This window comes from Chryseobacterium vaccae (assembly GCF_009602705.1).
Taxonomy (GTDB): Bacteria; Bacteroidota; Bacteroidia; order Flavobacteriales; family Weeksellaceae; genus Chryseobacterium; species Chryseobacterium vaccae.
The window spans coordinates 3,588,838-3,613,426 of record NZ_VSWH01000001.1 but is presented as its reverse complement, the minus strand read 5'-3'; the positions used below and the strand labels follow the sequence as shown (position 1 = coordinate 3,613,426).

Below are 24,589 nucleotides of genomic sequence, written 5' to 3'. Positions count from 1 at the left end.
TTACTTTATTATAATCAAAAAAACCTGTGACCCAAACGGACAACAAAAGCAAAGTTAAGCACTAATGGATGTCCGTTCTAAGTCTCAGTTAAAAATCCCCTAATTTTTATTTTTTTGTTATGTATTCTATTATTTCTGGTTTTATTTCACCAGCACTTTTCCGGATGTCAGAATCTTCTTATCAGATGAACTTATTTTATAGATATACGTTCCTGCAGACAGGTTATGCGTATTGATGACCGTACCATTTTTATCTATTTTCTGTGTGACCATCAGTTTTCCTGACATATCGTAAAGCGTTACCTCATCTGCTGTGGTGTCGTTCGCTGCAAAATGAAGATCACTTCCTTTTTTAACAGGATTCGGATATAAATAACGGTCTGTTTTCTCTGATCTGCTTTCTTTTACTGATAACTGATCTGAACAGGCTACATCTGTTCTCCAGTTTGTATTGGTCATATTAATCATTGTTGCAAAATGGGTATTTGCTGTTGCATCCAGAACACCGATTCCGCTTCCTTCATTCATTTTCCAGTTGGCTTCAAGACCAATGGCATTTGCCGCTACATTACATTTATGATCTAAAATCTCCTGAGCTGTCAATGCTTTTTTCCAAACTCTGAATTCATCCAAAAAACCGTTTAGAGTACGTGAGTTGTCATAGTTTCTTCCCAGATAAAGGATCCCGTTTGCTGTAAAATTACCGGAAACGGTATTACTTGCATCCTCAATCCCATTAACATAAAGTTTCATAGAGGCGCCATCATATACTGCTGCTACGTGATACCATGTATTGGTGGCAAATGCCGTAGTGCTGCTCAGCTTTACCTGAGATGATCCGAAACTTAAAGTAAACTGCAGCTTATTATTGGCAAGATTTCCATCTCCGAATCGCAGGATTGCGGAATTATTATCTCCCACCTCAATTCCGGCTACAGACGAAATATAAGGGAAGCCAGTTTTAAATGCATTTACTTTTACCCAGCCTTCAATTGTCAGGGCATTTCCACTTAAGTTAAACTGTCCGGCATTAAGATATTGGGTACTTCCATTAAAAGAAATCGATCTAGCTCCCGGGCTCTGAACCGGAGCGAAACCGCTGTTAAATGCTGTATCCGCTGAATAAGCGCTGGTATTTCCTGCCCCGCATACGGCCTGTACTCTCCAGACATAATTGGTATTCTCCGTAAGATTCTGAAGTGTGTACGTTGTGGTTGAAATATTCGGAACATCTATCCAGGTTGAAGCCGCAGCTGTTTTATACTGAAGGTTATAAGAAGTTGCAGTTCCTACGGCATCCCAGGATATTTTAGTGGTATTCCCGAGAAAACTCTCAGATTTAATTCCTGCCGGGACTGCGCATCCGTTTCCCGAATTAAAGCGTGGGGCAAACAGATATGTACTGGTGAGTGTTGGAGAGCAGTTGGACTGTATTCTCCAGTCATATTCTGTATTTAGGGTCAGATTATTGATAACAATACTGCTGCCTGAATAATTGCTTCCGGCACTCGTCCAAGTCGTGGAATTGGCTGGCTTATAGTCAATATTATAGGTTTGGGAAGCATTGGAGGTCCATTTCAAAGTAGCTGAAGTTCCAGTAACGTTGGCAGCTTCAAGCCCTAAAGGCGGGTCACATGACTGTCCCTGCGCCCATGAGTAAAGCTGTCCGGTAAGCTGGGTATTTTCATTGTAAAGGATATTGGATCCTGTGCTTAGGTAACTTGCTACATCTGTCGCTCCCAGATCATACCACATGAATACGCCATAACCGTCATTTTTCGTATTGGTAGCCAGCGTTGCCAGTGTAGAAGCTGTTGTAGAATCAGGATTGGTATTACGTATCCATGTTGCTGCAGCAGAAATTTTTGTTTTATCAAGAGGAGGTACAACAGGAGCATTGTACGTTCCGTAGTAGGCATTCCAGCTGTAGTTGATATAATTTCCGGCTGCATCGCCGTTGTAACTTTGTCTTGTCGTTGCCGGGCCTATGTAATAAAAAGTGATCAGCTTATCAGGCATTGCCGCTTTAAGTTCCTGCAGCAACATAACAAATGAGCTGTTGTTGGGTTGTCCCGTCCCGTTGTTTCCATATCCGGCATATTCATCATCTAAATCTACTCCATCTAAACCATACGTATATACAGTGTGGGCAATCTGTCTGGCAAAATCACGGGCTGCTTCACGGTTCGGGAAATTAGAAATTCCGGCTCCCTGGTGATTTCCTAAAATATCCAGCAGCACTTTAATTCCTTTCTGCTGTAATGGTCTCACATAGGTATTGACATCGTTCAGGACCTTGGTAACGTTATTGTTGCTGGAAATATAAGCTCTGCTTTTGGAAGTATCATAATTGATGTTTGCGGCAAAAATAATAGCAACATCAAAAAGCTGTTTACCACTGTTTTGCAAGGTATAGGACCCGGCATTCAGCATATTGCTGTTGTTTACTTCCACGTAGCATATTCCTACGGGATCAAGTTGCTGCGCCTTGAGCAAAGCCCCTGTCTGACAAGCCATAAGCATCAGTGCGGCAAGAATGGAGTTCTTTTTCATAGTATAATTTTTTTGTTTTTTTAAATATGCAGTTTCCTGTGCAGACTGATCAGAGAAATGCCAGTTCTGCAGAAGGGATATCGCAAAAAAGAGTAAACGGAACCTTAAGGATCTGAAATTTTAAGTCAGCAGATCCTGATTTTCGTTAAATGTTTTCCATAATAATTCTCCGAACAATGTGTTTGCCCAGGCAAACCATTCTCTGGTAAATTTCTTGTCGTTGTCCTTGTGAAAGGATTCATGCATAAAGCCTGTACCTCCGTGGGTTTTCTGCAGCGTTTGTATACACCATCTGATCTCATTTTTATCTTTGGTGGTAAGTGCTTTCATGATGATACTCATTGGCCAGATCATATCAAGGCCAATATGCGGACCTCCTATTCCTTCTGCCAGGCTTCCTTTGAAAAAGAACGGGTTGTCTTTTGACCATACATATTTTCTGGTATTAAGGTAAACCGGATCATCAGCTTTTACAGCATCCAGATATGGTAATCCTAAAAGGCTTGGGCAATTGGCATCATCCATCAGGTTATAGCTTCCGAATCCGTTGGTTTCAAAAGCATATATTTTCCCATATTCAGGGTGGTTATAAATACCGTATTTTTTGACTGCTGCATCTACCTCATCTGCAAGACTGTTCAGCTGTGCAGCCAATGTTTTTTCATTTTTAATTTTTGAAACCATTTCCGCGGCCTGGCGAAGACTTACTACAGCAAATAAATTCGATGGAATCAGAAATCCATAGATGGTAGCATCATCACTCGGACGGAACATGGAACTGATCAGTCCTACAGGATTTGTGGGATAGCCATAGCCTCCCATTGGAACTCCGTCTGTGGCCCATGCAGTGGTGCGTTCGAATTTATAAGGTCCGAGATCTTTTTTGCGCTGCTGTTCAATAAAGGTCTGTAAGGTAAGTTTAATCCCTTTCAGCCATTTGTCATCAAAAGGTTGGGTATCCCCTGTTGTTTTCCAGAAATGATAGGCCAGACGAATCGGGTAACACAGAGAGTCTATTTCCCATTTTCTTTCATGGGTTCCCGGTTTCATATCCGTGTGGTCGTATTCTTTCCACTTGCTTATTTTCTTATCGTCGTTATAGAATGCGTTGGCATAAGGATCTTTAAGAATGAACTCTGTCTGTTTATGGATTACTCCCGAGATCAGCTTATGAAGCCTCTCATCTTTTTTAGAGAACTGCAGATAAGGGAAAACCTGGGCGGAACTATCGCGGAGCCACATAGCATCAATATCTCCGGTAATCACATAAGTATCCGGTGTACCGTTGATTTCTTTATAAAATACTGTTGTATCTAATGTATTGGGGAAACAGTTTTCAAAAAGCCAGACTAATTCTTTATTTTTAACGTTCTTTTTGAAGGCAGCAATGGCATTTTCCACGGACTCACTGGTAAAATGTCTCTTGTCTTTAGGTACACGGACTACAGGGAAATCTTCTGTAACCAGGTTTTTAGCAAAAACATTTTGGGTAAACAGCAGTCCGGCTCCCGCCAGTGCGCTTGTCTTAATAAACTTTCTCCTTTCCATTGATACTTTTTATTTCTTTATTATTTATTAGATTTATTGTACAGGTTTGCTTCCCATGATAAATTTCAGCTCTCCTCCGTTCATAATATCGCTGTGATTCAATTCCCAGCTTTTGTATTCTTTTCCGTTCAGGAATATTTTCTGAACGTAGATATTTTTATCGGAAATTTTATCTGCAATAACCGTAAAGGTTTTTCCATTTTCCAGCTGCAGAGATGTTTTCGGGAATTGAGGGGCTCCTATGGCATATACAGGTTTCCCAGGCGTTACCGGATAGAATCCTAATGATGAGAAAATATACCATGCTGACATCTGCCCGCAGTCTTCATTATTCACAATTCCATCTGGTTTTGCGGCATACATATTATCACGGATGTATTTTACCATTTTCTGGGCTTTATGAGGAGTTCCTGCATAATTGTACAGATAAGGAACATGATGTCCCGGCTCGTCTCCAAACCCTAAAGATCCGATAAATCCTGAAATATCTACATGCTGTTCTCCCTGCATATTCAGTTTTTCGGTAAAGGTTTTGTCCAATTTTTCTTCAAATCCTTTTTTTCCGCCATATAGCTTTATCATTTCATCAATCTGATGCGGCACAAAGAAATCATAGGCCCAGATATTTCCTGAAACCCAGTGCGGCTGAAGTTTTTTCCAGTCATTCAGGGCAAAATCAGGTAAGAATTCTCCTTTTTTATTTCTTGGCCAGAAGTGATTATTCTCTTTGTTGAAGGTATTCAGGAAATTCATTGATCGTTTTCTGTATACTTCTGCTTCCTCTTTTTTTCCCAATTTTTCGGCTAACTGCTGAATACACCAGTCGTCATAAGCATATTCCAGAGTTGCAGAAACAGAAGCTCCGTTCTCGGAAGGTGAATATCCTAATTTGATATAGTCATTCAGGCCACCGCCACCGTCGCTACTGCTCATCTTATCAGTTAAAGAAGCATCTTTCATAGCAGCAAATGCTTTTTCGTGATCAATACCGGGTATCCCTTTGGAAATGGCATCCCAGATCACTGAAGTACTGTGATAGCCTAACATGCAAAAGTTGTCATACCCGCATAATTCCCAGATCGGCATATGATCTTTACGGTCTGTATATCTGCTGATGAGAGAATTGGCAAATTCTTTTGTATGCTTCTGGTCCATGATCGTCAACAGCGGATGTGTTGCTCTGAAACCGTCCCAATAAGAATACGTACTGTAGTTGGTAAACCATTTGGTATTCATATTTTCTTCTGCGGCAACGTAATCACCATTGACATCCATATAAAGGTTAGGAGCAATGAACGTATGATAAACTCCTGTATAGAAAATCTTCCTCTGATCATCTGTTCCGCCTGTCACCTGAAATCTGCTGATAAGATCTCTCCACGTTTTCTGAGCTGTTTCTTTGGCTTTTGCAAAGTCAACATTTCTGGCTTCGGAATCAAAGTTTTCCTGTGCTCCTTCTGTGCTTACCGGAGACAGGGAAACTTTCACTTCAATACCTTCATCTTTTTCCGTAGAAAATCTCACAAACGCTTTGGCATCTTTGGCAAGAGCCATTTTTTCATTATTTCTGATCTTCCCTTCCGAATACACCCCATAGGATTTAAAAGGCTTTGAAAATTCCATCACGAAATAGGCAAATCTTTTTCCTCCCCAGCCTGTACTGTAGCTGTATCCTTTAATCTTATTATTTCCTTCTATGCTTACCAGGGTATGATACACATTTCCGAAAATTTTGTTAACCGGATCAATAATAATATTGGATTCTTCACTTTTAGGAAAGGTATATTTATGGAATCCCACTCTTGGTGAGGCAGTCAATTCTGCTTTAATTCCATAGCTGTCCAGCATAACGGAATAATATCCCGGCGAAGCAGCTTCTCTTTCATGGCTGAATGTAGAACGGTATCCTGTTTCTGGTTTATCTTCCGATCCCGGAAGCATTTTGATCTGTCCTACCGTAGGCATCACAAGAATATCTCCAAGGTCTGCCCAGCCGGTTCCGCTAAGGTGATTATGACTGAAACCCATGATGGTCTTACTGCTGTAATGATATCCTGAACACCAGTCCCAATCCCCACTTTTGGTATTTTGGTCCGGACTGAGCTGTATCATTCCGAATGGCGTTGTAGCTCCCGGAAAGGTATGGCCATGGCCGCCTGTCCCAATGAACGGATCTACCCAGGAAAGGACATCATCCTTTCGCTGCTGTGCATTTCCGTTGTGTGAAAGCAGGATTGTTACTAAAAATATAAGCAGTTCTTTTTTCATAATGGTAAGGAAGGTCTCAAATTTTTTTTAAGATAAGAGTTTATTTAGGAATATGAAAATCATAATAACAATACTGTATGGTAAAAGCATAGGTTTTATCGATATTATTAAAGTTTTCAGACCATTATATTGAATTATTTTTCATAAAATCAATGATTTCTGAAATATATCCAAATGCGACAGCAACTACCGTATCGGCAGCACCATAATACACAGCTACCTTATCTCCTTCAGTTAATGCAGCACACGGGAAAATCACATTAGGAATATCTCCCGTAAGCTCATACATTTCTGCCGGAGCCAACAGGTATGGTTTGGTTCTGTACAATACTTTTGAGGGGTCTTCCAGGTCAAGCAATGCAGCTCCCATAGAATATCTGAAGCCTCTGCAGGTATTGATTACTCCGTGGTAGAAAAGCAGCCACCCTTCACTGGTTTTGATAGGTACCGGTCCTGCTCCTATTTTGGTACACTGCCAGGCACTGTCTTCAAAGGGGGTAACTTTCATTACGCATCTGTGTTCGCCCCAGTATTTCATATCCGGGCTGTAGCTGATGTAAATATCTCCAAACGGGGTATGTCCGTTATCACTCGGACGGCTCAGCATGGCATATTTCCCGTTGATTTTTTCAGGGAAAAGCACCCCATTTCTGTTGAAAGGCAGAAAGGCATTTTCGCACTGGAAGAATTCTTTAAAATCGAAGGTATATCCTATTCCGATGGTAGGGCCATTGTATCCGTTGCACCAGGTAATCCAATAACGGTCTTCAATAAAGGTTACGCGCGGATCATATTTGTAATCGGATTCGATCATTTCGGTATTCCCGGCTTTCATTTCAATGGGATCATGGTTGATCTTCCAATGAATGGCATCTTTACTGAAGCCGGCAAAGATATTCATCTGTACGGCTTTGTTATCACACCGGAAAACGCCTGCAAATCCGTCTTCAAAAGGAACAACTGCACTATTGAAAATGCTGTTGGATGAAGGGATTGCATATCTGCTGATAATTGGGTTTTCTGAAAAACGCCACATAATATCGCTGCAGTCTTTCGGACGGTCCTGCCAAGGGATCATTACTGATTGAGATGTCATAAAGTAGTGTTACTTTTTTATTTTTTGATTATTAATTAACTGATTGGTTCTTCTTTGGGTTTTTCAGGATACGGGAACGGAACCAGCAATGTTACAATGAATGCCGGTATGGTGGCAACAAGCACCCAGATGAAAAACATTTTATATCCTATCCAGTCGCTGATCATTCCACTGAACATTCCGGGAATCATTACTCCCAGATTCATAATTCCTGTGGCAAATGCATAATGGGCCGTCTTGTGTTTTCCGGGAGCAATCTGCTGCATCATGTACAGCATCAGTCCTACAAAACCAAATCCGTAACCGAAATATTCCGTTATTACAGCCAAGCCTACTGAAAAAAGATCTTCCGGCTGATAATGCGCCAGCAATGCATACACTACAAACGGTATATTAAATGCACAACAAAGCCAGATCAGGGATTTTTTAAGTCCTCTTGCCGAAATGAAATATCCCGCCAGTACGGATCCTAAAATAAATGCCGCAGAGCCGTATGTTCCATAAATAAGGCCGATATCTGAAGTGGATAATCCTAATCCTCCTGCTGTTCTCGGAGCCTTAAAAAATAAAGGCGCGATCTTAATGGCAAATCCTTCGGCAAAACGGTATAAGATGATAAACATAACCGACCATAATATATTCCGTTTGGTAAAGAAGGATGTGATTACTTCCAGCAGTTCTTTACGGATATTTCCTGCGTTTTTATCTTTTTTGTCCTCTTCATTTTTCTGTTCTTTCGGCAATACCCAATAATGATAAACTGCTAAAGCGAAAAATATAAGAGCATACACCCCCATGATGATCATCCAAGCATGGGTAACTCCTTTTGTTTTTTCCAGAACTCCGGCAAAATAAACCAAAGCACCACTGCTGATAATTTTGGCCAGATTATAGAATGCGCCCTGCCAGCCGATATATCTTGCCTGTTCTTTATTAGAGAGAAAGGTAATATAGGTACCGTCTGCTACTACGTCGTGTGTGGCTCCGCAGAAAGCAACCACTGCAAAAAGAGCAATGCTGTACCTGAAAAAATCATGAAGAGGAAGACTTAATGCGATCAGGGCAAAAAGCACTCCTATGGCTGCCTGAGTAAAAAGGACAAAGAATTTTTTTGTTTTATAGATTTCCAGAAAGGGGCTCCAGAGAGGCTTTAAAGTCCACGAAAGCATAATAAGCCCCGTCCAGAAGGTAATCTTTGCATCTGAAACACCCATGTCTTTATACATAATTCCGGAAACAGCATTAATGGTTACAAAGGGAATTCCCATTGCAAAGTATAATGTTGAGATCCAGAAAATAGGTTGTACTGAACGTGTCTCAGAATTGTTTTTTCCCATATTCAAACTAAAATGTTAAAGAAAAGAAGGCCTCTCGAAAGTATCATCCCGGCGTCAACGAAACTAAAAAAGAATAATCTAAAAAACGAATATGCTAAAGATTTTCCTATACCGGTATGAAAAAAAACCAAATTAAATCTATTTTTCGAGACGGCCTTCTGTTTTCTTTATAATTGATTCTGAAAAGTATTATTTTTTATCCCACCACAGTTTTGTTCCTCCTGTATCAGGACCGCCAAGGTACTGTAGAGCCTGTGCATAATTCAGGGTGTTATTTCTATATTTGGTTGGGATAGGAACTCTTCTGATCATGGCATCGGTGCTAATGGTTCCCTGGCTGTCATTCAGGACATTTTTGAAAATCACAGGATAGCCTGTTCTTCTTTGTTCTGCCCACGCTTCGGGTCCGTCAGGATAAATGCCAATCCATTTCTGGGTTATGATTCTCTCAAGCTTTCTTTCAAAAGAATCTCCATTGTTCCATTTGATGGTAATGGTGCTCAGCATTGGACTTCCTGCCAGAATACTGTTTGATGCATTTTTAGTATCAATATAAGGAGCTTCCACAGAAACGGCATCTTCTATATACGTTGCATATGAAGAGCTTTTTCCCCATTCTGCAAAGGACATTTCAACTCCTTTATTATAATTGGTTCCTGCATCTCCTGCTCCGGCATAGCCTCTGATGGCTGCTTCTGCTTTCAGGAACCAGATTTCTGCGGCAGTCATAATTTTGTTTTTGCCATCAGAATTTGAAAAATAATCTCCGGCGGCAGAGGTGGCAGCTGGCTGGGAAAAGTTACCATAACGGTCTTTACTTCCTCCCATATCAACCCCAAGCCTTACTCCAATGTATTGTCCGTTTACTGTAGGATCAACTGCCGGTTTGGCATATGATGAAATCCGCGGGTCATTAAATCCGTTCATATAAGCCATTAAAGGGGCTCCAATTTTGCAGTCTCCCCATGAATAAATGATATTATATAAAGGAGAAGCACCACCATAACTTACTAATGCATTCTGGCTATTAGTTTCGATCAGACCGGCTGAAGAGCTTAATGCTTCCTCAGCATATTGTTTTGACTTTACCGGATCTGCATAGCTAATCCTCATGGCCAGTCTCAATTTCAATGAATTTGCGAGACGGGCCCAGGAAGCGGCATTTCCACCAAATACAACATCTCCTTTTTTAAGAACTGACTGATCTTCGGTACCGATGCTTTTCTGAAGTGAAGTAATTGCTGATGTAAGATCCTGGATAAAATGATTATAGGCCTCCTGCTGGCTGTCTACATCGGTAATTCCATTAGGGTTTGGCGTCAGATACTTACTGTATATTACCGGGCCATGTGCATCTGAAACTTTTTGAGAGGCCATTACTCTCAATATTTGTAAAACGGCCAATGAATGGGAGAAATCTATCCCTGCATAGTTTTTTGCTGAAACGGTGGAAAAATTCTTAATCTGCTGGAAAACATCTTCCAGCTGGGTCATCATTATTCTTTCATTCCATCCGTCCATTATAAAATAAGTGGTATTATTTTTACCTCCGTTATATGCCGTGGCAGTACTAAAAAGACCACTATACATATCTGCATTTAAATTGGTTTGCAGCTGATAAACCCAATCTGTAGGATGTGCCAGATTTCTCTGCATCTGCTTTAGCGGATTTACCAGTTGTACAAAATCAGCATTTAACTGCTCACTTCCAAGACCTGAATACTGAGAATTAATATCTTCAAAATCGCTTGTACAGCTTAAAATTGAAGAGGTTACCAATCCTCCGATTAATATTGTTTTTATTTTATTTTTCATTGCTGTAAAGATTAGAAAGTTGCTTTTAATGAAACACCTAGAGATCTGGTTATCGGCATACCAAACATATCTACTCCTACACCTCCCGGATTTACGCCTGACACCTGTTCCGGATCAAAAGGAGCCTTCTTGTATAAAAAGAAAAGATTAGATCCTGTTACTCCGACCGTTGCATTCTGCAAAAATCCGGACTTCAGATTAAATGTATATGAAATTGAAGCCTGACGTAATCTTATAGCGGTTCCGCTATACATATAAGCTTCCTCAACATTAGAAACTGCTTCGTAGTATTCTTTTGCATCTGTTTTCCCTGTATAGGCCTGTCCATTTTCGGTCACTGCATTATTAATGGTAACCCCGCCATTATCACGGGCATCTGCAGTTACTTTACTTACCCCGTATCTGTCATTCATCATTTGAGTATACCCTAATACCTTTCCGCCAAATCTTCCGTCTATCAGAAAGTCTATATTAAGTTTTCCTATACTGAAGGAATTATTGAGACCAAGCATAAATTTAGGATTCGGATTACCTAAATAGTCTACAGCCCCGGTATCAAATAAAGGAACTCCATGATCGCTTACAATAATCCTTCCTTCCCCATCACGTTTAAAAGTTTTTCCATAAATATCACCAAAAGAACCACCTAATTTCAATTTGTTATATCCTCCTCCTAACAGGGTAAAAAGTTTTTCATCGGAATCATTGAAATATTGTGAAGGGAAAAGTTCAACAATTTTATTCCTGTTGGCAGATATATTAAGTATTGATGTCCATGAAAACTTTTCTCTTTTGAAAATATCTACCGCCAGAGAAGATTCAAATCCTGTGTTTCGTATTTTACCAGCATTAATATCCAATTTTCCTCCAAAAGTTACAGAAAGGTCTGAGGAAGCCTCAATACCCTGAAGATACTGATGAGAATTGTTGGAATTATAATACGTAAAATCAAGTCTCGCTCTGTTTTTAAATAACCGAATATCAGTTCCTACTTCAAACGTTTTATTTTCTTCAGGCCTTGGAAAAAGTGATTCATAGCCCTCACGAACAACTGGATAGGCGCTATATGTTCCTACGATATTTCCTGCATTAAAAATTAATTGCGGCATGGTAAATGTAGGATCCAAAGCATTACCTACAATCGCATAGGAGCCTCTTACTTTCCAGAAACTAAATAAATCCGGAAGTTTTACGATATCCGATAGAATGGCATTCACCCCTACAGATTCATAGTCGAAAGAAACATTTCCTAACCCGGCTAAAGTAGATGACCAGTCATTTCTGAAAGTCAAATCTAAATATAGCTTATTCTTAAATCCAATATTAGCACTTGCAAAAACAGATTGATCCTGTCTTCTTGTACCTGTAATTGTATAATTTTGTCCATTTCCATTTTGCCCTGTCCATTGCAGATTATTTAAGGTAAACTGATTAGGTACCACCAATAGATTGTTTTCTATACTGGTTACAGAAGCTCTTTTATCACTAATACTTGCGCCCACCGTAAAATCCAGAGTAAAGTTATCTCCGATATGTGGGTTTCCGCTTAATAAAACATCTCCGTAAGTAGATCTGTTATCATACAGGTTTTTGTAAATTTTACCATTATTATTTCCTCCTAATATTACCGGTAATGAGAAAACAGCAACATTTCTCTGCGTATCAGAATCAAAATAGCTGTAGTTTCCTCTGATTTTTGCTGTCAGCCATGGATTAATAGCATAACTTAGCGCTGCTGAACCATAGAAGTTTTTATTCTTGGTGGTAACAGCATTTCTATTTAATATCCAATATGGGTTTTGGGATTCTACGCTGAAGCTTCCATCAGGAGCAACCGCCCACCAATTTTGGGCCGGCAAATATCTTTCCTGATTAAAATAGGTATAATTATCGCCACTAAAATTATCAAAATTAATACCTCTTGGCAACCAATAAAGATTAGTAAGAGGTGAAAAATAAGAACCTGGAGTAAGCCTATTCTTTGTGTTCTGCATAGAGGCCATTACATTGACATCCAAGGTGAGTTTATCATCAAAAAACTTACTGGAATTTCTGAAATTAAGGTTATACTGATCAAAAGAAGAAGTTGGAATTACCCCTTTATTCGTTGTATTACCAAAGGAAAATAAGTTGGTACTTTTTTCATTTCCTGATTGAAAACTGAGACTATTAATCCAGGTCATTCCTGTTCTGAAAAAATCTTTTGTATAATCTTTGGATTCTCCTTTTGCACCCCAGCTTTGCAAAGATCCTGTTGCCCCTGCGGAAGGATTATAAGGTATCGTTTGCAGATAGCTGTTCTGTAATTCAGGCAAAGCATATACATTATCCATCGTCAGACTGGTTGAATAGGTTATATTGCTTCTTCCTGCTTTACCTTTTTTTGTCGTAATCAATACAGCTCCATTACTTCCTTGTGACCCATACAAAGCCGAAGCAGATGCCCCTTTCAAAAAGTTAATACTTTCTATATCTTCAGGATTTATAGTACTCAATATATCTCCTACATCCGGCATAGAAGCATAAAAATCTACATTCGGACCTCCAACACCATTGATAATAGGAATTCCATCAATCACATACAGCGGCTGGCTGTTTCTTGTGGATTTATCCCCTCTCATCACCACCCTCACAGATCCTCCGACCCCACCGTTGGTTTTATTGATTTGCACGTTGGAAACTTTTCCGTTGATGGAATTGAGAAGATTAGGCGTTTTTACCTCCGTAAGCTCATCCCCGCCAATCTGCTGGCTCGAATAGGTTAAAGACCGCGCCTGCCTTTTTATCCCCAAAGAAGTAACAACCACTTCTTCTATTTTGGTTGTTTTAGCAGTATCTGCCTTCTTCGTTTCCTGTGCATGAGCAGATAAAGAAATAGCTAATAAAACCGGTATAACAGTTTTTCTCATAAGGTTTAGGATTAGTTTAGATTTATTTGAGAATTAATTACATTTCCTTAAATAGGATTTTAAAACCTAAAACACATTCGTTGTATTTTTTTCGCAACATTATGTTTTGAAAGCTTCAAATAATTTAAAGTTTGATTAAGATTTAATTCACATTAGCAAATCTAAATTTTGTAAACAGCCAGATATAACACTATTTTATCATAAAACGATATTATTTTTTCAGGTCTATTTAAAAACAGTACAATACCAACTAAAAACCAACAGATTACGACCAAATAAAATCATGAAATTCAGCATGCTTTTTAGTCTGTTTTAGAGCAATTAAGGAGTAAATTTTGGTATTTTAATGCAAAAAATCCGGATACAATGATCCGGATTTTGATAATTAACAGTATAATTTTTAACTTTTTATACTTCTATTCAATTTTTTTCACTCCTTTAAACTGTTCTTTAAATTCAGTGGGTGTTGTTTTCTTTATGGACTTAAAAACCTTGTTGAAATTGGCAATATTGTTGAATCCGGCTTCAAAAGCTGTTTCAAAAACCGTAAGATTCTTTTCCATCAGCCATCGGGCAGCATAACTGATCCTGATTTCATTCAGGTAATTCACAAAAGTTTTTCCTGTTCTTTTTTTAATAAATCTGTTAAAGGTAACGTTGCTCATACTAACCAGTGATGCTGCATCATTCAGAGATATTTTACTTTCAAAATTCTTATGGACAAAATCATGAACAATCTTCATTTTATCATTATCAGCAAACGTCTCCAGTTCTATACTGTACGATGAAAGCAATGTTTTGTCTTCCGCAGTGGCCAGTTCATTCAGAATCTTCATAATTTCAATAAAAGATTCAAAACTGCTCATTTTGGATAGATTAAGAAAAGAATCTTTCAGTTTTTCCGCCAGTTCCGGTGAAAACAAAATCCCCCTGATTGAATCTTTCATCAGATTACTAATGGGCTTCAGAATATTTTTATCCATCATCGACTGGTTAAAAAAGTCCTGATTGAACTGTACGGTAATCTCGTGAGTCTTTCTGTTTTTACACTTGTGATTGGCCCAGCAATGAGGCAGATTCGGGCCTACCAGCACCAGTTCATAATCGCCGATCTCCCCGGTATGGTCGCCAATCATCCGCCGGTATCCTTTTCCTTTATAAACAAAGTTGATCTCTACTTCCGGATGATAATGATAGGGAAAATCAAACGATGCCTTGATACGGTCAAATACAAGAAAACTGTCTTCGGGAGATAACGGTGTTATTTCTCTCAATATATTTTCTAACTTGCTCATGAGTGGGTGAAAAAATTAAGTTATAAATCAAATACAGTACTTTTACAAAATTGATAAAAAAACAATCAACTAATATATAATTTTTATTTTTTATCTGTTTTTTGTTAAAAATTTGAAAATAGCGTATCCGCCAGATAACCTTACGACTTAATTCACCTTAAAAAAGTGGAAATATATTAGCTTAACAGGAGACAAATCTATACACAATAATAACTTTCGGCTTCCTTCTGTCGCCTTCATTTCTTTTCGTATCTTTAAACTAAAGTAATTCTATGCCGCTCATTTTTGAAGATCATTATAAAAAACTGGGGCTTGAAGTGTTTTCGGAAAGAAATCTGGAAGCCGTTCAAAGCAATGCTTTCATATCTGACATTAAAATCCTTTTCATTCCTGAAGGCTATGAACTAACAGTAGATTTCAGCCATTACAAAACTTCAAAACCTTCTTTATTTTTTCTTACCGGACAGCATATGAAGATTGAAAAGGGAAAAGAAGAGGCTTTATTACTCTATTATAATCGTGATTTTTACTGTATCCAGATTCATGATAAAGAAGTAGCCTGCGATGGGCTTTTATTCCATAATGTATTTGAAATTCCATTTGTTGAAATTGATCCTGAAGAAGCAACAGATTTCAAAAAGCTGTTTCAACATATAAGAGAAGAGCTTGAATATAAAGATTCTTCGGCTGAAGAAATGATACGAACGTATGTAAAACAGATTATCATCCGTGCCACCAGAAAATGGAAACAACAAAATCTTGATCATGACACTGTAAAAATTTCAGGTACCGAACTTGATGTTTTCAGAGATTTCAGCAGACATCTGGAAATTCATTTCAGGAAGAAACATAATGTATCAGATTACGCCGAGCTGCTTCATATCGCTCCGAAAACTTTAACGCACAAATTTAAAAGCCTTAGACTCGAATCTCCCAACCAGTTTATCATTAACAGAATTTTGCTGGAAGCCAAAAGGTTATTATTTTATACGGATAAACCTGTTAAGGAGATCGCCTATAATCTGGGATATGAAGATCCAGCCTATTTCAACCGATTATTTACTCAAAAAACAGGAAGCACTCCTTCCAATTTCAAAAAAAATTACACTTCAGGAAAAAAGTACAATATTTAAGTCTTTTTATCTATTGAATCCAGCTATAAACTGCAATACCTTTGTCATATCAAAAAACAATACAAAATATCAATAATAAAAACCAAACATTATGAGACGTAACGCAACAGCCGTTTGGAACGGTACCATCAAAGAAGGAAAAGGACACTTAACTACTCAGAGTACCACCTTAAACGAAACTCAGTATTCTTTTAACAGCCGTTTTGCCGATGGTGTAGGAACCAATCCTGAAGAACTTCTGGCAGCAGCACACGCGGGATGCTTTACCATGAAACTAAGCGCGGAACTTTCCCAGGCAGGTTACAATCCTGAAGAATTAAAAACAACTTCCGTCATCACTCTTGACCCAAGTATCGGAAAAATCACAAAATCTGAACTGACTTTAACAGCAAAAGTTCCGGGAATTTCTGAAGAAGAGTTCCAAAAGTACGCTAAAATCGCTGAAGAGGGATGCCCGGTAAGTGCTGCATTCAATTTTGAAATTACTCTGAATGCGACTTTAGCATAAGATTATATTCAATTTCTTTTTAAACCATTAAAAGTAAGTTTGAAAACATTAGGAAAATGCCTTGCAGTTCCTATTTCTGACTGGTTTTAATGGTTTATTTTATTCTTGCTGATTGAGCTGATTTTTTTGATAATAATAAAACTGATTTGCAGGTGATGAAATATTTTAAGAGAAAAATATACCGATTGGTATATTTCCGTATATTTGTATTGAAAAAAAAGATATAAAAATGTCAAAGGCAGAAAAGACCAGGCAGTTTATTATTGAAAGAACGGCATCTATATTCAATACTAAAGGGTATATGTCTACCTCACTATCAGACATTACTGAGGCAACAGGCCTTACAAAAGGGAGTATCTATGGAAATTTTGAGAATAAAGACGAAGTGGCTATTGAAGTTTACCGATACAATGCCAGCCAATTGAGCAAAATCATGAGCCGGTCTTTCGGGGACGAGTTTCCAACAACAGTGGATAAGCTTTATGCATTCGTAGCTTTTTACAGAAAAAACTGGCGTTCAGTTTTCTCCAACGGAGGCTGTCCAATTATGAATGCAGCCACTGAAGCGGATGATTCTTTTCCTGCATTGAAAAACCAAGTCAAAGAATCTTTTGAAATTTGGACCCATAAGATTTCCGGAGTCATTCAACAGGGGCAGAAAAACGGAGAGCTCAACCCTGATGTTCATCCCGATGAATATGCAGCTCTTTTCATTATGCTCATTGAAGGCGGGATATTGCTTTCCAAAACTACTGATGAAGAAAAATTCCTGAACCTCGCACTGGACAGGATCACCCAAATAATCGATTGCGAACTCATCATCCTTTCATCTTAAAAACAGAGATTATGGAAACAAAAAAAGTGGCTATTGTAGGATATAACAGAATTCCTTTTGCCAGAATCAATACAGCGTATGCAGATCAGGGAAACCAGCAATTGCTGGAAGCTGCACTCAAAGGCCTGATACAACAGTACCATCTACAAGGAAAGCTTTTGGGGGAAGTAGCGGGAGGTGCCGTTATCAAACATATTTCCGAAAGCAACCTCATCCGGGAATCTGTTATGAATACATCCCTAGATCCGGCAACTCCGGCCTGTGATCTTCAGCAGGCTTGTGATACGGGAATTGAAGCCGCCATTTATATCGGAAATAAAATTGCATTAGGCCAGATAGAAAGCGGAATTGCCTGCGGTGTAGAAGCCATGAGTAATATTCCTTTTGAATCTTCACTCCGTTTGAGAAAAGCTCTTTTAAAAGCCAATAAAGAGAAATCAGCATTTGGAAAAATAAAACAGTTATTAAGTCCCAAGCTTAAAGACTGGCTGCCCATTCCTTACAAAGGACAGGAACCCAAAACCGGCCTGGTTATGGGCGGACACACAGAAATTACCGCAAAATATTATGAAATTTCCCGTGAAGAACAGGATGAATTAGCTTTAAAAAGCCACCAAAATATGGCAAAAGCTTATGATGAAGGATTTTTTGATGATATGATTACACCAGCTTTTGGACTGGATAAAGACAATAATCTGCGTCGTGATACCAGCTTAGAAAAACTTTCGCAACTGAAACCTGCATTTGACAAACAGCATGGAACGCTGACTGCCGGGAACTCAACCCCTTTTACAGATGGAGCTTCCGCTGTATTATTGGCCAGGGAAGAATGGGCAAAAGCAAATAACCTACCCGTGCTGGCTTATATTACTTTTTCAGAGGTTGCGGGGATTGAATATGTTGAAAACAAACAGAATCTTCTTTTAGCACCTGTTTTTGCAGCCGACAGAATGCTCAGAAAAGCAGATATGAGACTGGAAGATTTTGATTTTTATGAAATTCATGAAGCCTTTGCCGCACAGGTTCTTGCTACCCTGAAGATCTGGGAACATGATGATCTGGCGAAAAAATTCGGACTGGAAAAAGCATTAGGAAAGATCGACAGAAATAAGCTGAATGTAAAAGGAGGAAGTCTTGCAGCTGCTCATCCTTTTGCTGCCACGGGAGGCAGGATCATTGCTACAATGGCCAAGCTTCTCCATGAAAAAGGAAGCGGAAAAGGATTTATCTCCATTTGTGCCGCTCGAGGACAGGGTGTTACGATGATTATAGAAAAATAGTACAAAATATATGGACAGATTAACACAGCTTCAGCAATTTATAGGAAAAGAATTCAGCCAGTCGCCATCACCCTTTATGAAATGGCTTAATCCAGTTGTCATTTCTGCGGAAGAAGGACATCTTCAATTTCAGTATACGGTAAGGCCGGAATGGCTGAACCCGATCGGAAATCTTCACGGCGGTGTAACAGCAGCCATTATTGACGATATCATTGGAGCTACTATGTTTTCTCTGAATGAAAATTCTTTCATCACCACCATCAATAATGTGATTGATTATTTCTCAACTGCAAAAGAAAATGATAATATTGTAGCCGAAACAAAAATTATAAAAAGAGGCCGGCAGTTTGTGAATGCCCAATGCGAAATATGGAATGCAGACAAGACAAGGCTTATTGCCAGAGGAACCTCCAATTTATTCAAAATTAATAACTAAGTATGAAATCACCATCATTGATTCTTTCAAACAAAAAGATGGTGGCGACTTATGACCCTTAAAAAGATAGATACGTATATATGAAAAGAGTTGTCATTACAGGACTGGGCGCAGTGACGCCTTTGGGAAACAATGTCGAAGATTTTTGGCACAACAGTATTAACGGAGTTAGCGGTGCAGGAATCATTACTCATTTTGACTCAGAGAAATTTAAAGTACATTTTGCCTGTGAGGTTAAAAACTTTGACCCGAAAGTCCACCTCACCCATAACGAAATAAAAAGAAGCGACCTGTTTACCCAATATGCCCTGTATTCATCTGCAGAGGCCATTCAGGATTCAGGGCTTGACCTTCCGAATATGGACCCTTTTGATACGGGAGTGATCTGGGGAACAGGGCAGGGTGGTATGTGGACCTTTGAAAGCGAACTGATGGAATTTGCGAAAGGAGACGGAACGCCAAGATTCAATCCGTTCTTTGTTCCTAAATTCATTGCTAATATGGCTTCGGGAATGATTTCTATGAAATTCGGTCTTCAGGGAATCAATTATACCACGATTTCAGCCTGTGCAACGGGAAATACAGCATTGATGGATGCCTTTAATTATATCCGTCTGGGGAAAGCGAAAGTAATTATCAGCGGAGGTTCAGAAGCGGCCATTTCTCCGGCATCAATAGGAGGTTTTTCCATTATGAAGGCCATGTCCACCAGAAATGATGATCCGGCTACAGCCAGCCGTCCTTATGATGCAGACAGAGACGGCTTTGTTATGGGAGAAGGTGCAGGAGCACTGGTTCTGGAAGAATACGAACACGCTAAAGCAAGAGGAGCCAGAATTTATGCAGAGCTAGTTGGGGCGGCTATGACTGCCGATGCTTATCATATGACCGCACCTCATCCTGATGGTGTAGGAGCCATTAAAGCGATGCAGCTCGCACTTAATGAAGCAGGAATTAATGCTGAAGATATTGATTATCTGAATCCTCATGCCACTTCTACTCCGCTTGGCGATCTTGTGGAATTGAAAGGGATCAGCAAGCTGTTTAACGGCAGTAAAAAGCTCGACATTAGTGCCACCAAGTCTATGACCGGACATTTATTAGGAGCGGCAGGGGCGGCAGAAGCCATCCTATCCATCAAAGCTGTGGAAAACGGAATTATTCCACCAACGATTAACCTTCATAAAATTGATGAAAATATTCCGAAAGATGTCAATATTGTTTTTGGAGAGGCTAAAGAGAAGGAGATCAATTATGCTTTGAGTAATGCTTTTGGATTTGGTGGGCACAATGCCACTTTGATTTTCAAGAAGTTTAAATAAAGGGAGTTTTTATTTTCTCGCTGATCTAGCAGATATTAGGGGTTATTATAATATAGAATCTCATACTAATAAAAAATAAAAGCAGCCATTAAATTGACTGCTTTTATTTTTATGCTTCTTTTAGCCATTCCGACGAAGAAAGGTATTTCTGGTCGGGATAATAAATAAAGAGAAGATTTCTTCCTTTGATGGTATTAATGATGGGCTGTGTAAGATCTCTCGGAATAGCAGGACATCCCCAGCTTCTTCCGATTCTTTTGTGCGTTGCGGCAAATTGTTCACTTACATAATCTGCTCCATGCATTACAATTGCTCTTCTGTATGCGGCATCATTAAAACCTTTATCCATTCCCAGCAATCTTAAAGAAAATCCGTTATCGCCTCTATAGGTTGCATCTGTGATATAAAATCCCATGCTGCTCTGCTGCGAACTTTCCGTATTAGAAAAATTCGTAGCAAATTCTTCGCCGGTATTTTTTCCGTGGGCAACCAGTGAGTTGAACAATACTTTTTTGTCGTTAAGATCAATTACCCAAAGTCTTTTTGTATTAGAGGACATAGAAAAATCGCAGATGGTTAGTAAATGCGACTCCTGATTGAGCAATCCTGCTTTTTTCAGATTTTCAAATCCTGTCAGTGCTTTTGAGAAAACTTCGAAGTTCATTTCGTGATCAGGATCAAATGCAATAGATTGGAATAATGCTTCTGACGAAGATACAGCAGCTGTAGTCTTCTCAGATTTCGTGTCGGTTACTCTTTCAGTTTTTACTGTGGGGACATTCTCATTCTTTACTGCCGGTCTGGGAGAAAGATAGAATGAAGTCGTGACCATGTAAACAAGGCCTAATACGCTATAAAATCCTTTCATTCAATACTATATTAATTCCAAATTAGTGAGGCAAAATTATAAAAACATAATTACCAGCAGATTATAACTCTAAAAAGTTTAACTCAATTTAAGAAACTTTAACGGTGCGATGATTCATCTATTTGATTATAAACCTCTTTCAGTTTTTTCCAATAACTCCTATTTATCGGTTCATAAATAGGATAAATACATTTGAGCGCAAAAATATCCAACTGACTTCTTGAGCCGAGCCAGCTTATAATATTTTTAACTAATCTTTTTTCCTCAAAGCCAGCCCATTCTCCGGCCGGATCTAATAGATTGAAAAAGAGAACAGGAAAAACTTCATATTGATCAATTTTTCTAATTTCTTCAAAAGTGAAGGGACTTTTAAAAAACGTAAGAGCTACATAATGAAAATCTGATTCCTGAAGTTCCGTATCCAGGTATAATTCGGATAATGCCTTCCAAACCATTTTCCGTTCATCCGTGAGCTCCAGCACTTCCATATCATTCAGTTAAAAAACTATTTTTCAGAATTCGGGACGAATTCTAAACTCACAGAGTTCATACAATAACGCAGTCCTGTAGGTTTCGGACCGTCATCAAAAACATGTCCCAGATGAGAATCGCATCTTTTGCATAGTACTTCTACCCTGTCCATCCCATAGGCAAGATCTCGTTTGTAATAAACGCCTTCTTTATCGGCTTCAAAAAAACTCGGCCATCCGCAACTGCTGGCAAATTTAGAAGTAGAACGGAACAGATGATTTCCACAAACGGAACAATAATATTCCCCGATTTCATCAAATTCATTGTACTTTCCGGTGAAAGCTCTTTCTGTAGCGGCTTCTCTGGCAATAGCATAAAGATCAGGAGCGAGGATTTTCTTCCATTCATCATTGGAAATGTTGAGTTTTGTGGTATCTGTTCTGGAATAGTATGGATTATTTTTTGCTTCTTTATTTTCCATGGAGGTGATTTTAAGGGGTTGATGTTTCTGCCTGCATCCTTGCAGAAAAATTAATATGATGATGTAAACTAAAAATCTCATCATAAGTTTTAAATTCTTGTATCTTATCCACAAAAGAGAGAGGAGATGTAAAAGCACTTCAGATTTTGAAAATCTTTAATTTTCTGCTTATTTGCATTTTTCAGAGACACGTTTCTATCTTTTATGGTTTAAATATTGAATGATTTGATAGTCAAATTTAGTAAATTTGAGAATATGAATGATGACGCAAAAAGAAAACAGCTCAGAAAATATAAAGCATTTGCCACAGGATTATTTGTTCTGATGGCGGTGATTTTCATTGTGACCAGCCTATTACAGAAGTCCAATACTTCTCATTGGATCGGCTATGTGCGTGCTTTTGCAGAAGCAGCGATGGTCGGAGCGCTTGCAGACTGGTTTGCTGTTACCGCTTTATTCCGCCATCCTTTGGGAATTCCTATTCCTCATACCAATCTGATTGAGAATAGCAAACAACGGTTGGGAGATAATCTCGGAAGTTTTGTGGTGAGCAATTTCCTGTCTCCTCAGAATATCCGTCCCTATATTCAGAAGCTTAAAATTTCAAACTTCGTAGGAGATTGGCTGGGGAAAGAAAAGAATCAGAATATTCTGATCAGAAATATTTCGGATATTGTTCTTGACATTCTGAATAAACTTGATGATATGACAGTGAGCCAGTTTATCAGCAAAAAAGTGTCTGAAATGACAGATGATATTCAACTCAATAAAGTAGTAGGAAACGGGATCGGTTATATTCTGGAAAAAAATGACCATCAGAGGATCATCACCAACCTTTCAAGACAGATCAAGGAATATATTCTGGAAAATGATGAAATGATTAAAGACCGGGTAAAAAAAGGAAGCTACACGTTTATTCCGTCTTTTGTAGACAATAAAATTGCAGACAAGATTGCAGACGGACTTTCTGATTTTTTCAAGGAAATAGAAGAAAGCCCTCAGCATGAAGTGAGAACGCTGATTACACAAAAAATTCATGAATTTTCTGTTGATCTTAAAGAAGATCCAAAATGGAACGACGAATTTAAAACCATCAAAAACGGACTTCTGAAAAATGATAAACTGGAAGAATATTCCAACGACATCTGGATTTCTATCAAAAAAACGCTGATGAAGGAGTTGCAGGAAGAACATTCTGCATTAAAAAACTATCTTTCTAAAAACCTGAATAAGTTTGCACAGAATTTAAAGACAGATGAAAGTCTTCAGAACAAAATTGACCACTGGGTTCGCGTTACGGCTTACAAATATATTCTTAAAAATACCCATCAGTTCGGAAACCTCATCAGTACAACGGTTGGAAACTGGCAGGGAAAAGAACTGAGTGAAAAACTGGAACTGGAAGTTGGAAAAGATCTGCAGTTTATCCGTGTTAATGGAACTCTGGTAGGTGGTCTGGTGGGGCTTATCATCTATACGATTGCCCATTTCTTCCTTTAAAACTGAAAAACTAGCCATGAAAAAAACGTTTATTGTATTATTCCTTTCCTTTTTTATTGGCTGTTTCAGTCAAAAGATTGAATTGAAATCTGTAACGGATTCATCACAGATTTTCAAAGGCCAGATTGCAGGAATCCCTATTACCATGCAGCTTAATTATGCGGGTATCGCAGATTGCAGCCTGTATCAGTATTTTGTAGATGGCTGGTATTACTATGATAAGTATCAGAAGAAAATCCCTCTGACCGGAGTTTATGATTATGGCAAACTGTCATTGTATAATTTCGGAACTCAGCAAAAACTGAATTCTCAAAAACTTAAAGAGCAGATCACCTCCCCACAGAAAATGGAGAAAACGAACGAACTCGCTCAGGCATTGAATCCTAAAGAATATATTCTCTTCGATCGTGACTACACAAAAAAAAGTATAATTTCCGGCAGCTTTCATCTGGGCAAAAAAGTTCAACCGGCAGAACTTCTTACTGAAAATAACATGATCTATCGTTATAACAATTATCTGTCTCTGCCTAATAATAAAAAGATCAATACCTTCGATTTTATTAACCAGGCCGGCGGGAATGAATTGATTTCCTATACATCGGGGGAAAACGGGAACAGAGTTTTGCTGTATTTTGAGCATACTTCCAACTTTAATGCCTGTGGAAGATGCGGGGCCAGCGAAGGAGAGAAAGGCTACCGCATTCTTTACTTTACAAAAGACTGGAATTTTAAAAATTACGAAGAGTTTTTGACAGAAAGTTGTCTGGAATCTATTTATGATACCTCAAAAATAAAATCTAAAGACAGAAAAACCATTCAATATAAAGTAGGTAAATCAGCGTCTTCTCCTCCTTATACATTTACAGTTGACATAAAGAATTCATCCATAGTAAGATCAAAATAAAAAAGAGAGCCGTACTGACTCTCTTTTTGT

Annotated in this window: 19 protein-coding genes; 8 read left to right on the top strand and 11 right to left on the bottom strand. The window is 38.7% G+C overall.

The annotated features are described in order from the left end of the window. Positions 1-141: 141 nt before the first annotated feature. The 8 genes from FW768_RS16490 to FW768_RS16455 all read right to left on the bottom strand — a co-directional run bounded on the left by FW768_RS16490 (position 142) and on the right by FW768_RS16455 (position 14,821). Positions 142-2,553 carry an endo-beta-N-acetylglucosaminidase H gene (locus tag FW768_RS16490; RefSeq protein ID WP_153397275.1) on the bottom strand — a complete coding sequence of 804 codons (2,412 nt, stop codon included), beginning with the start codon at positions 2,551-2,553 and terminating at the stop codon, positions 142-144. A gap of 120 nt (positions 2,554-2,673) precedes the next feature. Then, positions 2,674-4,101: a glycoside hydrolase family 125 protein gene (locus FW768_RS16485; protein ID WP_153397274.1), complete on the bottom strand. Its 1,428-nt coding sequence runs from the start codon at positions 4,099-4,101 to the stop codon at positions 2,674-2,676. A 33-nt stretch (positions 4,102-4,134) separates the two neighbouring features. Further along, a complete protein-coding gene (locus FW768_RS16480; RefSeq protein ID WP_153397273.1) occupies positions 4,135-6,369 on the bottom strand; it encodes a GH92 family glycosyl hydrolase in 2,235 nt (744 codons plus the stop codon). Positions 6,370-6,493: 124 nt separating this feature from the next. Then, positions 6,494-7,465: a glycoside hydrolase family 130 protein gene (locus tag FW768_RS16475; RefSeq protein ID WP_153397272.1), complete on the bottom strand. Its 972-nt coding sequence runs from the start codon at positions 7,463-7,465 to the stop codon at positions 6,494-6,496. A 35-nt stretch (positions 7,466-7,500) separates the two neighbouring features. After that, positions 7,501-8,802 (bottom strand): MFS transporter, encoded by a 1,302-nt coding sequence (locus FW768_RS16470; protein WP_153397271.1) that lies wholly within the window; start codon positions 8,800-8,802, stop codon positions 7,501-7,503. A gap of 189 nt (positions 8,803-8,991) precedes the next feature. Beyond that, positions 8,992-10,617, bottom strand: coding sequence for a SusD/RagB family nutrient-binding outer membrane lipoprotein (locus FW768_RS16465; protein WP_153397270.1), 1,626 nt, complete (start codon positions 10,615-10,617; stop codon positions 8,992-8,994). Positions 10,618-10,628: 11 nt separating this feature from the next. Continuing rightward, positions 10,629-13,526, bottom strand: a complete 2,898-nt coding sequence (locus tag FW768_RS16460; RefSeq protein ID WP_185151997.1) for a SusC/RagA family TonB-linked outer membrane protein — start codon at positions 13,524-13,526, stop codon at positions 10,629-10,631. A gap of 416 nt (positions 13,527-13,942) precedes the next feature. Then, positions 13,943-14,821 carry an AraC family transcriptional regulator gene (locus tag FW768_RS16455; protein WP_153397269.1) on the bottom strand — a complete coding sequence of 293 codons (879 nt, stop codon included), beginning with the start codon at positions 14,819-14,821 and terminating at the stop codon, positions 13,943-13,945. Positions 14,822-15,093: 272 nt separating this feature from the next. Here FW768_RS16455 and FW768_RS16450 point away from each other — a divergent pair, with 272 nt between their 5' ends. From FW768_RS16450 to fabF, 6 genes are all read left to right on the top strand, one after another. Continuing rightward, positions 15,094-15,954 carry a helix-turn-helix domain-containing protein gene (locus FW768_RS16450; protein WP_153397267.1) on the top strand — a complete coding sequence of 287 codons (861 nt, stop codon included), beginning with the start codon at positions 15,094-15,096 and terminating at the stop codon, positions 15,952-15,954. Positions 15,955-16,045: 91 nt separating this feature from the next. Beyond that, a complete protein-coding gene (locus tag FW768_RS16445) occupies positions 16,046-16,462 on the top strand; it encodes an OsmC family protein (protein WP_062698185.1) in 417 nt (138 codons plus the stop codon). A gap of 229 nt (positions 16,463-16,691) precedes the next feature. After that, complete coding sequence (locus tag FW768_RS16440; RefSeq protein WP_153397265.1) at positions 16,692-17,297, top strand: TetR/AcrR family transcriptional regulator; 606 nt, start codon at positions 16,692-16,694, stop codon at positions 17,295-17,297. A gap of 11 nt (positions 17,298-17,308) precedes the next feature. Then, complete coding sequence (locus FW768_RS16435) at positions 17,309-18,577, top strand: acetyl-CoA C-acetyltransferase (protein ID WP_153397263.1); 1,269 nt, start codon at positions 17,309-17,311, stop codon at positions 18,575-18,577. Positions 18,578-18,587: 10 nt separating this feature from the next. After that, positions 18,588-19,013 carry a PaaI family thioesterase gene (locus tag FW768_RS16430; RefSeq protein ID WP_153397261.1) on the top strand — a complete coding sequence of 142 codons (426 nt, stop codon included), beginning with the start codon at positions 18,588-18,590 and terminating at the stop codon, positions 19,011-19,013. 80 nt (positions 19,014-19,093) lie between these two features. Beyond that, entirely contained in the window at positions 19,094-20,335 is a 1,242-nt protein-coding gene (fabF, locus tag FW768_RS16425) for a beta-ketoacyl-ACP synthase II (protein ID WP_153397259.1), read from the top strand. Between the two features lie 109 nt (positions 20,336-20,444). On the opposite strand, the gene FW768_RS16420 is transcribed toward fabF, so the two are convergent. The 3 genes from FW768_RS16420 to msrB form a co-directional block, all read right to left on the bottom strand. After that, complete coding sequence (locus tag FW768_RS16420) at positions 20,445-21,203, bottom strand: murein L,D-transpeptidase catalytic domain family protein (protein ID WP_153397257.1); 759 nt, start codon at positions 21,201-21,203, stop codon at positions 20,445-20,447. A 98-nt stretch (positions 21,204-21,301) separates the two neighbouring features. Next, positions 21,302-21,691 carry a DUF7079 family protein gene (locus FW768_RS16415; protein WP_153397255.1) on the bottom strand — a complete coding sequence of 130 codons (390 nt, stop codon included), beginning with the start codon at positions 21,689-21,691 and terminating at the stop codon, positions 21,302-21,304. Between the two features lie 17 nt (positions 21,692-21,708). Next, positions 21,709-22,155: a peptide-methionine (R)-S-oxide reductase MsrB gene (gene msrB, locus FW768_RS16410; protein ID WP_231128706.1), complete on the bottom strand. Its 447-nt coding sequence runs from the start codon at positions 22,153-22,155 to the stop codon at positions 21,709-21,711. Positions 22,156-22,410: 255 nt separating this feature from the next. Between msrB and FW768_RS16405 the strand changes: the two genes are divergently transcribed. Beyond that, the gene (locus tag FW768_RS16405; RefSeq protein ID WP_153397253.1) at positions 22,411-23,655 is read left to right on the top strand and encodes a DUF445 domain-containing protein; all 1,245 of its coding nucleotides are present in this window, start codon (positions 22,411-22,413) and stop codon (positions 23,653-23,655) included. Between the two features lie 16 nt (positions 23,656-23,671). Continuing rightward, complete coding sequence (locus tag FW768_RS16400; RefSeq protein ID WP_153397250.1) at positions 23,672-24,559, top strand: hypothetical protein; 888 nt, start codon at positions 23,672-23,674, stop codon at positions 24,557-24,559. Positions 24,560-24,589: the final 30 nt, after the last annotated feature.

Coding starts and splice junctions, on each gene's coding strand:
- FW768_RS16490 (WP_153397275.1), bottom strand. CDS start 2,553: ATGAAAAAGAACTCCATTCTTGCCGCACTGATGCTTATGGCTTGTCAG.
- FW768_RS16485 (WP_153397274.1), bottom strand. CDS start 4,101: ATGGAAAGGAGAAAGTTTATTAAGACAAGCGCACTGGCGGGAGCCGGA.
- FW768_RS16480 (WP_153397273.1), bottom strand. CDS start 6,369: ATGAAAAAAGAACTGCTTATATTTTTAGTAACAATCCTGCTTTCACAC.
- FW768_RS16475 (WP_153397272.1), bottom strand. CDS start 7,465: ATGACATCTCAATCAGTAATGATCCCTTGGCAGGACCGTCCGAAAGAC.
- FW768_RS16470 (WP_153397271.1), bottom strand. CDS start 8,802: ATGGGAAAAAACAATTCTGAGACACGTTCAGTACAACCTATTTTCTGG.
- FW768_RS16465 (WP_153397270.1), bottom strand. CDS start 10,617: ATGAAAAATAAAATAAAAACAATATTAATCGGAGGATTGGTAACCTCT.
- FW768_RS16460 (WP_185151997.1), bottom strand. CDS start 13,526: ATGAGAAAAACTGTTATACCGGTTTTATTAGCTATTTCTTTATCTGCT.
- FW768_RS16455 (WP_153397269.1), bottom strand. CDS start 14,821: ATGAGCAAGTTAGAAAATATATTGAGAGAAATAACACCGTTATCTCCC.
- FW768_RS16450 (WP_153397267.1), top strand. CDS start 15,094: ATGCCGCTCATTTTTGAAGATCATTATAAAAAACTGGGGCTTGAAGTG.
- FW768_RS16445 (WP_062698185.1), top strand. CDS start 16,046: ATGAGACGTAACGCAACAGCCGTTTGGAACGGTACCATCAAAGAAGGA.
- FW768_RS16440 (WP_153397265.1), top strand. CDS start 16,692: ATGTCAAAGGCAGAAAAGACCAGGCAGTTTATTATTGAAAGAACGGCA.
- FW768_RS16435 (WP_153397263.1), top strand. CDS start 17,309: ATGGAAACAAAAAAAGTGGCTATTGTAGGATATAACAGAATTCCTTTT.
- FW768_RS16430 (WP_153397261.1), top strand. CDS start 18,588: ATGGACAGATTAACACAGCTTCAGCAATTTATAGGAAAAGAATTCAGC.
- fabF (WP_153397259.1), top strand. CDS start 19,094: ATGAAAAGAGTTGTCATTACAGGACTGGGCGCAGTGACGCCTTTGGGA.
- FW768_RS16420 (WP_153397257.1), bottom strand. CDS start 21,203: ATGAAAGGATTTTATAGCGTATTAGGCCTTGTTTACATGGTCACGACT.
- FW768_RS16415 (WP_153397255.1), bottom strand. CDS start 21,691: ATGGAAGTGCTGGAGCTCACGGATGAACGGAAAATGGTTTGGAAGGCA.
- msrB (WP_231128706.1), bottom strand. CDS start 22,155: ATGGAAAATAAAGAAGCAAAAAATAATCCATACTATTCCAGAACAGAT.
- FW768_RS16405 (WP_153397253.1), top strand. CDS start 22,411: ATGAATGATGACGCAAAAAGAAAACAGCTCAGAAAATATAAAGCATTT.
- FW768_RS16400 (WP_153397250.1), top strand. CDS start 23,672: ATGAAAAAAACGTTTATTGTATTATTCCTTTCCTTTTTTATTGGCTGT.